This window comes from Flavobacterium sp., from assembly GCF_035456085.1.
Lineage (GTDB): Bacteria > Bacteroidota > Bacteroidia > Flavobacteriales > Flavobacteriaceae > Flavobacterium.
In genome coordinates, this window is the sequence record NZ_DATIDY010000008.1 from 1 (window position 1) to 12,861 (window position 12,861).

14 protein-coding genes are annotated in these 12,861 nt (G+C 32.7%); 10 read left to right on the forward strand and 4 right to left on the reverse strand.

Annotation, left to right across the window (positions count from 1 at the left end; all coding sequences use genetic code 11):
* From VLC96_RS00455 to hisIE, 3 genes are all read left to right on the forward strand, one after another.
* Positions 1–451 (forward strand): 1-(5-phosphoribosyl)-5-[(5-phosphoribosylamino)methylideneamino]imidazole-4-carboxamide isomerase (locus tag VLC96_RS00455; RefSeq protein WP_325259973.1); only part of this gene is annotated, 451 nt, incomplete at its 5' end.
* Positions 452–535: 84 nt separating this feature from the next.
* Positions 536–1,291, forward strand: coding sequence for an imidazole glycerol phosphate synthase subunit HisF (gene hisF / locus VLC96_RS00460; protein WP_325259975.1), 756 nt, complete (start codon positions 536–538; stop codon positions 1,289–1,291).
* A gap of 54 nt (positions 1,292–1,345) precedes the next feature.
* On the forward strand, positions 1,346–1,942 hold the full coding sequence (hisIE, locus tag VLC96_RS00465) for a bifunctional phosphoribosyl-AMP cyclohydrolase/phosphoribosyl-ATP diphosphatase HisIE (RefSeq protein ID WP_325259977.1): 597 nt from the start codon (positions 1,346–1,348) through the stop codon (positions 1,940–1,942).
* Positions 1,943–2,059: 117 nt separating this feature from the next.
* On the opposite strand, the gene VLC96_RS00470 is transcribed toward hisIE, so the two are convergent.
* A complete protein-coding gene (locus tag VLC96_RS00470) occupies positions 2,060–2,761 on the reverse strand; it encodes a carbohydrate-binding family 9-like protein (RefSeq protein ID WP_325259979.1) in 702 nt (233 codons plus the stop codon).
* A gap of 163 nt (positions 2,762–2,924) precedes the next feature.
* Here VLC96_RS00470 and VLC96_RS00475 point away from each other — a divergent pair, with 163 nt between their 5' ends.
* Positions 2,925–4,580, forward strand: coding sequence for a M1 family metallopeptidase (locus VLC96_RS00475; RefSeq protein ID WP_325259981.1), 1,656 nt, complete (start codon positions 2,925–2,927; stop codon positions 4,578–4,580).
* Positions 4,581–4,656: 76 nt separating this feature from the next.
* On the opposite strand, the gene VLC96_RS00480 is transcribed toward VLC96_RS00475, so the two are convergent.
* Positions 4,657–5,052 carry a glyoxalase gene (locus VLC96_RS00480; RefSeq protein ID WP_325259982.1) on the reverse strand — a complete coding sequence of 132 codons (396 nt, stop codon included), beginning with the start codon at positions 5,050–5,052 and terminating at the stop codon, positions 4,657–4,659.
* Between the two features lie 74 nt (positions 5,053–5,126).
* Between VLC96_RS00480 and VLC96_RS00485 the strand changes: the two genes are divergently transcribed.
* On the forward strand, positions 5,127–5,510 hold the full coding sequence (locus VLC96_RS00485; RefSeq protein WP_325259984.1) for an acyl-CoA thioesterase: 384 nt from the start codon (positions 5,127–5,129) through the stop codon (positions 5,508–5,510).
* Positions 5,511–5,707: 197 nt separating this feature from the next.
* Here VLC96_RS00485 and VLC96_RS00490 read toward each other — a convergent pair whose 3' ends face one another.
* Together VLC96_RS00490 and VLC96_RS00495 are read right to left on the reverse strand one after the other, a co-directional pair.
* Entirely contained in the window at positions 5,708–6,964 is a 1,257-nt protein-coding gene (locus VLC96_RS00490) for a mechanosensitive ion channel family protein (protein WP_325259986.1), read from the reverse strand.
* A gap of 3 nt (positions 6,965–6,967) precedes the next feature.
* A complete protein-coding gene (locus tag VLC96_RS00495; RefSeq protein ID WP_325259987.1) occupies positions 6,968–7,243 on the reverse strand; it encodes a DUF3817 domain-containing protein in 276 nt (91 codons plus the stop codon).
* 150 nt (positions 7,244–7,393) lie between these two features.
* On the opposite strand from VLC96_RS00495, the gene VLC96_RS00500 reads away from it, so the two are divergent.
* The 5 genes from VLC96_RS00500 to VLC96_RS00520 all read left to right on the forward strand — a co-directional run bounded on the left by VLC96_RS00500 (position 7,394) and on the right by VLC96_RS00520 (position 12,840).
* The gene (locus VLC96_RS00500) at positions 7,394–7,930 is read left to right on the forward strand and encodes a DUF6155 family protein (RefSeq protein ID WP_325259989.1); all 537 of its coding nucleotides are present in this window, start codon (positions 7,394–7,396) and stop codon (positions 7,928–7,930) included.
* 104 nt (positions 7,931–8,034) lie between these two features.
* Complete coding sequence (locus VLC96_RS00505; RefSeq protein WP_325259991.1) at positions 8,035–9,573, forward strand: DEAD/DEAH box helicase; 1,539 nt, start codon at positions 8,035–8,037, stop codon at positions 9,571–9,573.
* Between the two features lie 71 nt (positions 9,574–9,644).
* Positions 9,645–10,979 carry a DEAD/DEAH box helicase gene (locus VLC96_RS00510; protein WP_325259993.1) on the forward strand — a complete coding sequence of 445 codons (1,335 nt, stop codon included), beginning with the start codon at positions 9,645–9,647 and terminating at the stop codon, positions 10,977–10,979.
* 59 nt (positions 10,980–11,038) lie between these two features.
* Positions 11,039–12,298, forward strand: coding sequence for an NAD(P)/FAD-dependent oxidoreductase (locus tag VLC96_RS00515; RefSeq protein WP_325259995.1), 1,260 nt, complete (start codon positions 11,039–11,041; stop codon positions 12,296–12,298).
* A 125-nt stretch (positions 12,299–12,423) separates the two neighbouring features.
* Positions 12,424–12,840 (forward strand): hypothetical protein, encoded by a 417-nt coding sequence (locus VLC96_RS00520; protein ID WP_325259997.1) that lies wholly within the window; start codon positions 12,424–12,426, stop codon positions 12,838–12,840.
* The last annotated feature ends 21 nt before the right edge of the window (positions 12,841–12,861 follow it).

Below are 12,861 nucleotides of genomic sequence, written 5' to 3' on the forward strand. Positions count from 1 at the left end.
TGCTTTTGAATCAGGTGCAAACCAAATTACAGGAGGAAGTATTGCTGTCAAAAACAGATCTATTTTCGAAAAATGGATTGCTGAATATGGTTCAGATAAAATTATTTTGGGAGCTGATGCCAATAACGAAAAAGTAGCCGTATCGGGTTGGTTAGAAGATTCGGATGAAGATTTAGTGCCATTTGTCCAAGATTATCAAAACAAAGGAATTCAGTACGTAATTTGCACGGATATTGCCAAAGACGGAATGCTGGAAGGACCAAGTTTTGATTTGTATGCCAAAATTTTAGAACAGGCAAAAGGATTGAAATTAATTGCCTCAGGAGGAATTTCAACCTTTGATGAATTACCAAAATTAGCCGAATTAGGTTGCGAAGGCACCATTATCGGAAAAGCCATTTACGAAGGAAGAATTTCGTTGAAACAACTAGAGAATTTTATAATTAGATAATGAGAAAATTAATTAATTAGATAATTACTGATTTTGCAAAGTAATTATCTAATTGACTAATTCTCAAATTGACACATTAAAAAAATGCTAACAAAAAGAATAATCCCTTGCCTCGATATTAAAAACGGAAGAACCGTAAAAGGCGTTAATTTCGTAGATTTGCGTGACGCTGGAGATCCTGTGGAATTAGCCAAAATCTATTCAGATGAAGGTGCGGATGAATTGGTTTTTCTAGATATTTCGGCAACCGAAGAAAGAAGAAGAACCTTAGTTGATTTGGTTCGCAAAGTAGCGGCAACTATCAATATTCCATTTACTGTAGGAGGTGGAATTTCGGCAGTTGAAGATGTTGAAGTTTTATTGCAAAACGGAGCTGACAAAGTTTCTATCAATTCTTCGGCGGTTAAAAACCCGCAGTTGATCAACGATTTGGCTAACAAATTTGGTTCACAATGCGTAGTTGTGGCGATTGATGCCAAACAAATTGATGGAGAATGGATCGTGCATTTGGTAGGCGGAAAAGTACCAACCGAAATTAAATTATTCGATTGGGCGCAAGAAGTGGAACAAAGAGGAGCGGGAGAAATCCTTTTTACCTCAATGAATCATGATGGAACCAAAAATGGATTTGCAAATGAAGCTTTGGCAAAATTATCCGAATTAGTAAATATTCCAATTATTGCTTCGGGTGGAGCTGGAAATATGCAACATTTTGTAGATACTTTTGTAGAAGGAAAAGCTGACGCAGCATTGGCGGCAAGCGTATTTCATTTCAAAGAAATTGAAATCAAAACATTAAAAAAAGAACTTAAAAAAAACAATATAGAAGTACGTATTTAAGTCCAGTTGCAATTCAACTTCATACTTAATACTCCCTACTTAATACTTAAAAATATGAACATCGATATCAAAAGCTCACATGGATTAATTCCAGCCATTATTCAAGATTCGGAAACAAAAAATGTCCTAATGCTGGGATATATGAATGAAGAATCGCTTCAAAAAACAATTGAAACGCAAAAAGTAACCTTTTACAGCCGCTCTAAACAAAGACTTTGGACAAAAGGCGAGGAGAGTGGTAACTTTTTAAACTTAGTAAGCATCAAAAACGACTGTGACGGAGATACACTTTTAATCCAGGCAAAACCAGAAGGTCCTACTTGTCACACTGGTGCAGATACTTGTTGGCAAGAGCCTAATAATCAAGAATATGGTTTTATTTCAAATTTAGAAAAAACCATCAAATCTCGTAGAGACAACGCCGATTCTGAGAAAAGTTATGTGGCGTCATTATTCGAAAAAGGAATCAATAAAATTGCTCAAAAAGTAGGAGAAGAGGCTGTAGAAGTAGTTATTGAAGCCAAAGACAACAACGATCATTTGTTTTTAGACGAAAGCGCTGATTTACTTTTTCATTACCTGATTTTATTGCAAGCCAAAGGGTATCAATTAAATGACGTTGTCAATGTTTTAAAAGCACGTCAGAAATAATATTTTTATCAGGAGCTAATCCTGCCATACGCTGTATCTTTTGTGCCGAACCCCGGCACAAAAGGATGCCGCTACTGTCAGGGCTAGGGCTTCAGGTTTCATTAAAACGATCATTTTTTAATCAACAAATTCAAAATCAGCAAATTCTTTTGGTTGATGAAACCCAAATTTAGAACTTCTATAAGGCTGTAAAGAAAGATATTCAGTTGTTTTCATACCATAATCAATCCGAAAAGCATTTCCTTTCCATTTTGTACCAATTTTAGGTATGATAAAATTTCCATTTTTGATGCTTTCAAGACTTGAAAATGGAATCTTTATTTCAGTAGAAAAACCTTCAGAATTTATTTTGCTGACAGTCTCCATTCCAATAACTGTGAAGGCTGTTGAAGTTTTCCATCCACCACAATTTGCAGAAATACATTCAATCAATAAATCATAATTAGTCGAAAAAGCATTTACGCCAATTTCTACATAATTCTGACCATCTCCGTCTGGATCTATAAAAACTTCTACTAAATCATCTGTTTTATATATGTGGGAATCTTGTCCTTGATTAGAACCTATAATTTTAGAATCTTCTGAACGGTAGGCTATGTAAAGATTTTTCTCATCCCATGAAAACGAAACAAAGGTTTGCTGAGTTGCTTTTGCACCTGAATTATGAATCACAAATGGTCCTAAAAATGACATTTCCCATTCTGACAAATCGCCATCAATACTAACTTTTTCACTTATTTTATGAATTGGTATGACTTGAGAATAGCTTGTTAGCCAAAATGAAAAAAACAAAAAACATAGAATCAGATTTGATTTCATAAAGCACAAATAATTTTAAAAAGCTAAAATAGAGAAGTATAATGAATTTTGTATTTTATTATTTGATTGGGAATTATTAAATTATTTAAATTTCAATTGAATGTTTACTTTTGTTCTATATTTAGCTTGTAAAAACATACAAATTATTCCAAATCTCTATATAATGAAAAACTACTTTTGCGGCGTTTTTATCGTCTTTTTATTTGGTTTTGCAGCCAATGCACAAGGGCTTCTCAATAAGTCCGAAACCGTTTTTACACATCAGGACACTTTGCGCGGATCTATCACCAAAGAAAGAGCTTGGTGGGATTTAAAATATTATCATTTGGATATAAAAGTGAATCCGACAGAAAAAACTATTAGTGGGTCAAACACTGTTCGTTATACTGTTTTAGCAGAATCAAATAAAATGCAGATTGATTTGCAGGAACCAATGCAGATTTTGAAAGTAACACAAGATGGTAAAGAACAGAAATTTGTGAGAGAAGGAAATGCTTTTTTCATTGAATTATCGACTACTCAAAAAGTTGGGGACACAAAAGAGATTGTGATTTCTTTTGGAGGAAAACCAAAAGAAGCCGTTAATCCACCTTGGGATGGAGGAATTACTTGGAAAAAAGATAAAAACGGAAAAGATTTTATAGCTTCTTCATGTCAAGGTCTGGGCGCTAGTGTTTGGTGGCCATGCAAAGATCATATGTATGATGAAGTCGAAAATATGTTAATTAGCGTAAATGTTCCTCGAAATTTAACTGATGTTTCTAATGGAAGATTGCAAAGTGTCAAAACGGAGAAAGACGGTTCAAAAACTTTTAATTGGTATGTTTCCAACCCGATTAATAATTACGGAGTGAATATCAATATTGGTGATTATGTAAATTTCTCCGAAAAATACAAAGGAGAAAAAGGAAACTTGGATTGTAATTACTATGTTTTAAGAGATAATTTGGCAGCAGCCAAAGTGCAATTTAAAGATGTCCCAAAAATGCTGAAAGCGTTCGAACATTGGTTTGGACCTTATCCTTTTTATGAAGATAGTTATAAGTTGGTAGAAGCTCCTTATCTGGGAATGGAGCACCAAAGCTGTGTAACTTATGGAAATGGCTATAAAAATGGATATTTAGGGCTTGATTGGAGTGGAACCGGTTGGGGTTTGAAATTTGATTACATTATTATTCATGAGTCGGGGCACGAATGGTTTGCAAATAATATTACTTACAAAGACATTGCTGATATGTGGATTCATGAAAGTTTCACCGATTATTCTGAAGCACTTTTTATAGAATATTATTATGGAAAAGATGCTGGTGCCGAATATGTTCGTGGAATTCGCAGAAACATTCGAAATGACAAACCTATTATCGGTCAATATGATGTAAATAATGAAGGATCTGGAGATATGTATTTTAAAGGTGCAAATGTATTACACACCTTGCGCCAGATTGTTGATAATGACCAAAAATGGAGAACTATTTTGAGAGGTTTAAATAGCACTTTTTATCATCAAACGGTGACTACCAAACAGATTGAAGATTATTTGAGTCAACAAGTTGGCATTGATTTAAAACCATTTTTTAATCAGTATTTGAGAACTACACAGGTTCCTACATTAGAATATTCATTTACAGAAAGTACTTTAAAATATCGATGGACAAATACTATTCCTGGTTTTGATATGCCTATAAAAGTATTGATAAATGGTTCTGAAGTTACTTTAAATCCAAAATCAGATTGGACAGAACTAGACAGTCCTTTTGCAATTGAAAAAGTAGAAGTTGATAAAAACTTTTATGTTTTGAGTAAACAGATCACACAATAATAAAACTGAATAAATAACAAAAAGACAGCCTTTCAAAATAGATTGAAAGGCTGTCTTTTGTTTTGTTTTAAAAGATTTATTCTTTTTCAAACAATTGAACTTGACTTTTCAATCTTTCGATTAATAAATTCATCATTCTTTTATTTAAGCTGGACGAATTTTGGATATAAAGTGCATATTCATCATTGGTAAATAAACCGATGATCATTCCTTTTAAAGCGTTTCGGAATTTAATGTCTTTCTGAATTGCATTTTCGATGATAGCTAGCTTATTTTCAACCGATTTGGTATAAAAATCTCTTTTGTATTTATTGATATAATTTAAAAAAGAGGCGATAAACAAATCATTTTGCAATTGTAAAATAGGTCTAAGTACTTGGTTTTGAAACAATTCATCTGAAGAAGATTGTACATTTGTATCACCCAATGATTCTCCGCGAATTTCTTTGATTAATTTATCTCTCTGGTCCATCTTTTTTTTCTATTAAAAATATAAAATTTACTGTTAGCAAAATCTTATTTTAGCATTAATTAAATAAATAAATTATGAGATTTCATACTAGAAAATGGGTAAAACCAGAAGATTTAAATCCTAACGGAACTTTGTTTGGAGGAAAATTATTGGCTTGGATTGACGAAGAGCTAGCTTTATATACGATTATACAATTAGAAAATCCCCGAATTGTAACCAAACACATGTCGGAAATCAATTTTAGAAGCTCGGCGAGACAAGGCGATATTGTAGAAATAGGAATTGATGTAGTCAAATTTGGAAATACTTCACTAACTCTAAAATGTGAAGCTCGAAATATGATGACCCGCGAAACAATTATTACAATTGATGAAACAGTCATGGTAAACGTTGACGAAAAAGGCAAACCAAAAGCTCACGGAAAGACTGAAATTGAATATGTAAAAGACCGTTTATAATAGCATTTTGTTGAAGTACTTTTTAAACAAATGATCTTTTTTGAAACCTATAAGTCGCAAGAGGGATAGAAATAAGCTACCGAAGTAGCATGGATAGCCCGACCGCATTTTGGGAAAGGGGCGAATAAGCGCAAAGAAATTTTGCCCCTTTCCCAAAATGGGGTCTTGCCCAAATAAGGATGATTAACCGACAGATATTATGATTTAATATTATTTTCGGTAGGCATTACAAAAATTTCCAGATCAAAATAAGAAACTGACGCGATAATATGATCGAATATATCAGACATAATGTATTCGTAATTTTCAAAACGTTTGTCTTTGGAGAAAGCGTAAACTTCGAGCGGTATGCCATATGGAGTTGGCTGTAATTGTCTGCAGAGCATTGTCATATCTTTGTTTAAACTTGGATTTTGATGAAGATATTGACTAATATATTTTCGGAACAATCCCATATTCGTTAGGTTTCTTCCATTTATGGCTAAGCTTTTATCAATATTATGACTGATATTGTAATGGTCAATTTCGTTTTTTCGGGTATCAATATAAGTACTCAAAAGTTCTATTTTTTTGAAATTGATTAATTCTTCTTCTTCCAAGAAACGAATACTACTGGCTTTAATTATGATATGTCTTTTAATCCTTCTTCCATTGGAATTTAGCATTCCGCGCCAGTTTTGAAAAGAATCTGAACTCAAACTATAGGTCGGAATAGTAGTCGTGGTGTTGTCAAAATTTCGAACTTTTACCGTAGCCAAATTGATTTCGATAACATCTCCATCGGCACCGTAACGGTCCATTGTAATCCAGTCTCCAATTCGAACCATGTCGTTTATAGCGACCTGAACGCTTGCCACAAATCCTAAAATGGTATCTCTGAAAACAAGAATAATTACTGCTGAAACTGCTCCAAGAATAGTTAATAATTCTTTTTGATCAATCTCAAATAATTTGGAAATAATAAATATAATTCCGAACATCCAAAGCACGATCATGATAACTTGAATGAAGCTATCAATTGGTTTGTCACTGTATCGTGGAATTAATTTTAAATAATCGCGAAGCGTATTAAAAACACTTCGGACAATCCATAAAATCAGTAAAATGATATAAACACCAACAATTTTGCCAAAAATACTCTCCCAATATTCAAATTTATCAAGAATGACAGGAACTGATTTATAAACAAAAAATAACGGAACCAAATAAGCAACATATTTGGCTGTTTTATTGCTTACTAATAAATCGTCAAATTTGGTGTGCGTTCTTCTGGCAACAATAATCATTATTTTTACCAATAAATATCGGAAAACAACATACAATCCATACGCCAAAATGCAAAGCAAAATAGTATTAAAAAACAAGCTTACATAGGTAGACATGTTCCTGCTCATTCCCCAATGCCTAAGTACAGGGTAGAGGAAATCAAAAATGGATTGAATGATTTTATTCATTTGTTACAAATATTTTTTCTCGATATAAAAAGTTCCAAACGGTACTAACGAAGCAATTAATATAAGTCCAAAGGTTTTCAAGTCCCATTTTTGGGATTTTTTTAGTAAAAAAGCCAATAAAACATACCCGATAAATAGTACTCCGTGGCTCATTCCAATTGGATATAAAAGCGTTTTGTAAAGTTCTAAATGGTTTGGTTTAATGAAAAGCATATTCGAAAATAAAACTAAATATGAGATTCCTTCCAAAATCGCGACAATCTTAAATAATTTGAGCATAGGGAAAATTAAAAATTAAAATGGTTGAAGTCGAAGTAAAGAGATAATTCCTTACAAAAACTAAATTTAATCAACAAAATTAAGTAATAACAATGTTAATTACAGTATTGAATGCTAAAGAAATTACTTTTGTATTCTTAAACTTTAATAATGAGCAAGCGCGATTTAAAAAAATATCTGAATGAACTCACTAAAGAGCAATTAGAAGAGCAAATTATTGAGTTGTATGAAAAGTTTAGTCCTGTGAAAGTCTACTATGATTTTGTATTCAATCCTAAGGAAGACAAATTATTGCAGGAATGTAAATTTAAGATTTCTCACGAGTATTTTCCATTGCAAACAAAAGGGAAGAGGAAAAAACCAAAAATGAGACGATCCGTTGCGCAAAAATACATTAAACACTTTATTCTATTAGGTGTTGACCCATTTGTCATTGCTGATGTGATGCTTTATAACATAGAAATTGCTCAAACATTTGCTTCTGGAAACTTTATAAAACAAGAATTATTTTACAAAAGCATGTTTAATTCCTTTGAACAAGCTGTAAAATTTATTATTTCTAATGGAATTATCAGCGAATTCAAGACTCGATTGTTGGCTATTGCTGCAGAAGCTTCAAGACAAAAATGGAAGAACCGTTCTGATTTCGAAGCAAGTATCGAAATTTTAGAAGATCAAATAGGCTAAAATGTATAAACCATTTTTTTATTTAATTCGTTGGATAATTTTTAAAAAAAATGGCTCGATAACTGTTTTTTAGGCGTATTTTTGCAAAAATCGAAAAATAGACAATGCATCAAGAAAGTTTAGAAATTGAAAACGAGACCCGGAAAGAACTTTACGCTTACCAAAAAGGAGACATTGACGCCATTTTTGAGCGTATAGACAATGCACCTCCTCAACATCATTTATTATATCAATTGCCAACTGGTGGAGGAAAAACTGTAATTTTTTCTGAAATTGTACGCCGTTATTTATCTCAACATAACAAAAAAGTTGTGGTGCTCACACACCGTATCGAATTGTGTAAGCAAACATCAAAAATGCTAAAAGGATTTGATGTAAAAAACAAAATTATCAACAGCAAAGTCAAAGAACTTCCTGATCAAAACGATTATTCCTGTTTTGTGGCTATGGTCGAAACTTTGAAAAACCGTATCAATGACGAAAAACTACACTTAGACAATATTGGTTTAGTAATTATAGATGAGGCACATTACAATTCATTTAGAAAATTATTAAAATCTTTCAAAAACGCATTCATCCTTGGAGTTACTGCAACACCATTGAGTTCAAATATAAAATTACCGATGCACCAAAGCTATGATGAACTAATTGTGGGAGACACTATTAGCTCATTAATAGATAATGGTTTCCTGGCAAAAGCAATTACTTATAGTTATGATGTGGGATTAACATCATTAAAAGTTGGTATCAACGGAGATTATACTGTAAAGTCATCTGATGATTTGTATACCAATATGGCAATGCAAGAGAAATTATTGCATGCTTACACCGAGAAATCTTTAGGCAAAAAAACTTTGATTTTCAACAATGGTATCAACACTTCTTTATATGTTTATGAAACGTTTAGAGAGGCTGGATACGGGATTCGTCACTTGGATAACACCAGCAGTAACGAGGAGCGAAAAGAAATTCTTCATTGGTTCAAACACACACCAGACGCTATTTTAACTTCAGTCGGAATCCTTACAACGGGTTTTGATGAACCGACAGTTGAAACAATTATCTTGAACAGAGCCACCAAATCGTTGACATTATATTTCCAAATGATTGGTCGTGGTTCGAGAAAGTTACCTGGAAAAGATGAATTTACTGTGATTGATTTAGGGAATAATGCAGCTCGTTTTGGTCTTTGGAGTGATCCAGTAAATTGGCAACATATTTTTAAATCTCCTGAGTTTTATTTGGAGAATTTAAGAGATGATAGCGAAATCGAATTGCATTTCAAATACACGATGCCTCCAGAGTTACGTGCTAAATTTAGTAAAACTGCAGATGTAACTTTTGATGTAGATGAAGAACACAAACTTGCTATAGCTCAGAACTTAAGGTCTAAAGTTGTTTTGGATAAATCTATCGATCAGCATGCCGCAATGTGTGTCGATAATACCGAAGAATTACAAGAAGCTAAAGCATTATCTAAAGAATTGGATGCCGATATTGAAGATAGGGTAAAACGTTTTTCAAAATGCCTTAGCCAATGTAGTAAAAACTACAGAGAATGGTTATTGGATGATTATAAACAAAAAATGCTTTTATTAATCGGAAAGAAATATCGTGAAAAAATCATGAACGAGGCCGACTAAAAAACAAATAATATTCGCGTAGAGACGTACTATATTACGTCTCTGCTTTTTTACATTTAAATTTTAAAAGCATGTCAAAACAATTTTCAGATTTAGGAATTTCAGCAGATATACTAAAAGCGATTACCGAAATGGGAATTGTAAATCCAACAGAAATTCAGCAAAGAACGATTCCGCTGCTTTTATCAAATACCACAGATATAGTGGGACTTGCTAAAACCGGAACGGGAAAAACGGCTGCTTTTGGATTGCCTTTATTACAATTAATAGATTCAAAGTCAACGGCTGTCCAGGCTGTGATTTTGGTTCCAACTAGAGAATTAGGTCAACAAATTTTTACTAATCTTGAAAATTTCGCAAAATACAGTTCCGAAATTTCGATAGCAGCGGTTTGCGGTGGAATTCCAATCAAACCACAAATTGAAAGATTAAAAACTCCAACTCATATTGTTGTTGCAACTCCGGGCCGCTTAATCGATTTGTTGCAACGCAAAGCCATTATCCTAAAAGATACTAAATTCTTAGTACTAGATGAAGCTGATGAAATGGTTTCTATTCTAAAGGAAAGTTTAGATGAAATCATCACTGAATTGCCAAAAAACTATAAAACATTTTTGTTTTCGGCAACTATGCCAGGAACTATCAAACAATTGATTCAGAATTATTTGAATAAAAACGTTGTTCAGGTGAGTGCCAGTATGGAAACTGTCGGTAATCAAGAAATTGACCATAATTACATTGTAGTTGAACCGATAGAAAAACTGGATGTTTTAATGCATTTTCTAAATTCTAAAGAAGGGGAACGCGGTATTATTTTCTGTAAAACCAAAGCTGCAGTTAATAAATTAGCCAAAAATCTTGCAATCAATAAATTTTCTTCTGGAGCGTTGCACGGAAGTTTATCTCAAGGAATTCGTGACCGAATTATGGATCAATTCCGTGAAGGACATATTAATATTTTAGTTGCCACCGACCTGGCAGCAAGAGGAATTGATGTAAAAGAAATTTCTTATGTAGTGAATTATCATTTGCCGAATGTGTATGAAGTCTATGTTCACCGTAGCGGTAGAACGGCGAGGGCAGGAGCAAAAGGACTTTCTCTAACAGTATTACAACCTGAAGAAGTTGCTGAAATTGCCGACTTCGAAAGAGAATTAGGAATCCAATTCACTAAATACAAAAAACCATCAGTAGCAAGTATTGAAGAAAATAATACGCTTTTGTGGGCAAAGCAAATCTTCAAAACAAAACCAAATCATGATGTAGATCCTGAATTGAAAACAAAGATCAAAACCATTTTTCATCATCTTACTAAAGACGAATTAATAGAAAAATTGTTAGCAAATCATATACTTCAAAACAAAACACAAACTACGGAAAAGCCTGTTAAAAAATTCAAAAACTAAATTTTTTCTTCTTATTTATATTGTATTTTTATAAATAAACACTTTATAAAACGTACGATATGCAAATAGTAATAATAGGCGGAGGATTTGCTGGTATAAATCTTGCCAAAGAACTAACTGACAAAAAAGGGATAGAAGTAGTACTTGTTGACAAGAACAATTACAATTTTTTTCCGCCACTTATTTACCAAGTGGCTACGGCTTTTTTGGAACCAGCCAGTATCAGTTATCCTTTCAGAAAGTTTTTTGCCGGTAAAAAAAATCTACAATTCCGTTTGGGCGAAGTACAAAAAGTAATTCCATCCGAAAACAAAGTTATTCTTAATAATGGCGACTTGCATTACGATCATTTAGTATTTGCAACAGGCGCAGAAACTAATTTCTTTGGCATGGAAAATGTCAAAAAAAATGCTATTCCGATGAAAACGCTCAATGATGCCATTGAAATGCGTAATACTTTATTAAAAAATCTTGAAAAAGCTGCTATCTGCAAAGACATCCGTAAACGCAGAAAATTATTAACCATTGTGATTGCAGGTGGCGGACCAACTGGCGTAGAAGTATCTGGAATGTTCGCAGAAATGCGTAAAAATATCTTGCTAAAAGAATATCCAGAACTTGAAACATCAGCAAGTAATATTTATTTAGTTGATGGAGGAGATGCGTTATTATCACCAATGAGTGTTGAATCTCAAAAAGAAACTCTTGATGCTGTGACAAAGCTCGGAGTTGTTGTTAAATTAAACACTCGTGTGATCGATTACAAAGATGATACTGTTTTTTTTGCTGATGGAAACACTATTCAGACAAAGAACCTGATTTGGGCAGCTGGAGTTTCAGCCCGCGATTTTGAAGGGATTCCTGCCGAAAGTTATGGACGAGGTAAGCGAATGATCACAGATGGTTTTCAAAAAGTAAAAGGTACCGAAAATATCTATGCAATTGGTGATACATCTATCCAATTTGCCGACGCTGATTTTCCTGAAGGTCATCCACAATTGGCACAAGTAGCAATTCAGCAAGGGATAAATTTAGCAGAAAATTTCAAATTATTACTTCAAAATAAACCATTAAAACCTTTTAAATATAAAGATAAAGGCTCAATGGCAATCATAGGAAAAAACAAAGCGGTAGTTGATTTACCAAAACCTAAAATGCATTTCAAAGGCTTTTTTGCGTGGCTGCTTTGGTTATTTGTACACCTCATGTCATTAATTACGTATCGTAACCGGCTTAATACTTTTTATCAGTGGATGATTGCTTATTTTTCCAAAGATCAATCATTAAGGATGATTATTAGACCAGATAAGAAAAGCTAGGTAAATATTTTATAAAATTATCAGAATTTATTACATAATTACTTGTTTTATAGTTGTTTATATTTTTTTTAGTCGTAAATTTCTAAATCTATTTAACTGATTTGTTTAAAATTAAAAAAAAAATTATGAAAAAGTATATTTTAATGTTTTGTTGTATGTTCACCTTAGTCTCATTTGCACAAAATATTACATCGAAAAGTGAAAATGCAAATGTGGCACAATATGATCTACTAAAAAAAGTTAATCAATATTATCCAGATATTAGCTTAAGCGAAAAGGTTGTCAATTTTTATATTAATGATAAAATAATTGACACTAAACAAGAATTTTCAATACAGGATACAAAATTTAAAAGCTACAAACTTGGTATAGATTCGGATAATAAAAAGGTTTTATTTGATTTTGTAACAGATGATAATGCGAAAATTTATGGAGATGTCACAGTTTTCAAAGGCAATTACATCAGGACTACTTTTAATGAGAAATTAGGACAGTTCGAAGTAATGATAAACGGCGAATCTGTATTATTGAAAAAATTTTAATTTTAAACAACAAATTAACTC

What these genes read in the sequence shown, in the direction of transcription:
- hisF (WP_325259975.1), top strand. Translation starts at nt 536, where the DNA reads ATGCTAACAAAAAGAATAATCCCTTGCCTCGATATTAAAAACGGAAGA.
- hisIE (WP_325259977.1), top strand. Translation starts at nt 1,346, where the DNA reads ATGAACATCGATATCAAAAGCTCACATGGATTAATTCCAGCCATTATT.
- VLC96_RS00470 (WP_325259979.1), bottom strand. Translation starts at nt 2,761, where the DNA reads ATGAAATCAAATCTGATTCTATGTTTTTTGTTTTTTTCATTTTGGCTA.
- VLC96_RS00475 (WP_325259981.1), top strand. Translation starts at nt 2,925, where the DNA reads ATGAAAAACTACTTTTGCGGCGTTTTTATCGTCTTTTTATTTGGTTTT.
- VLC96_RS00480 (WP_325259982.1), bottom strand. Translation starts at nt 5,052, where the DNA reads ATGGACCAGAGAGATAAATTAATCAAAGAAATTCGCGGAGAATCATTG.
- VLC96_RS00485 (WP_325259984.1), top strand. Translation starts at nt 5,127, where the DNA reads ATGAGATTTCATACTAGAAAATGGGTAAAACCAGAAGATTTAAATCCT.
- VLC96_RS00490 (WP_325259986.1), bottom strand. Translation starts at nt 6,964, where the DNA reads ATGAATAAAATCATTCAATCCATTTTTGATTTCCTCTACCCTGTACTT.
- VLC96_RS00495 (WP_325259987.1), bottom strand. Translation starts at nt 7,243, where the DNA reads ATGCTCAAATTATTTAAGATTGTCGCGATTTTGGAAGGAATCTCATAT.
- VLC96_RS00500 (WP_325259989.1), top strand. Translation starts at nt 7,394, where the DNA reads ATGAGCAAGCGCGATTTAAAAAAATATCTGAATGAACTCACTAAAGAG.
- VLC96_RS00505 (WP_325259991.1), top strand. Translation starts at nt 8,035, where the DNA reads ATGCATCAAGAAAGTTTAGAAATTGAAAACGAGACCCGGAAAGAACTT.
- VLC96_RS00510 (WP_325259993.1), top strand. Translation starts at nt 9,645, where the DNA reads ATGTCAAAACAATTTTCAGATTTAGGAATTTCAGCAGATATACTAAAA.
- VLC96_RS00515 (WP_325259995.1), top strand. Translation starts at nt 11,039, where the DNA reads ATGCAAATAGTAATAATAGGCGGAGGATTTGCTGGTATAAATCTTGCC.
- VLC96_RS00520 (WP_325259997.1), top strand. Translation starts at nt 12,424, where the DNA reads ATGAAAAAGTATATTTTAATGTTTTGTTGTATGTTCACCTTAGTCTCA.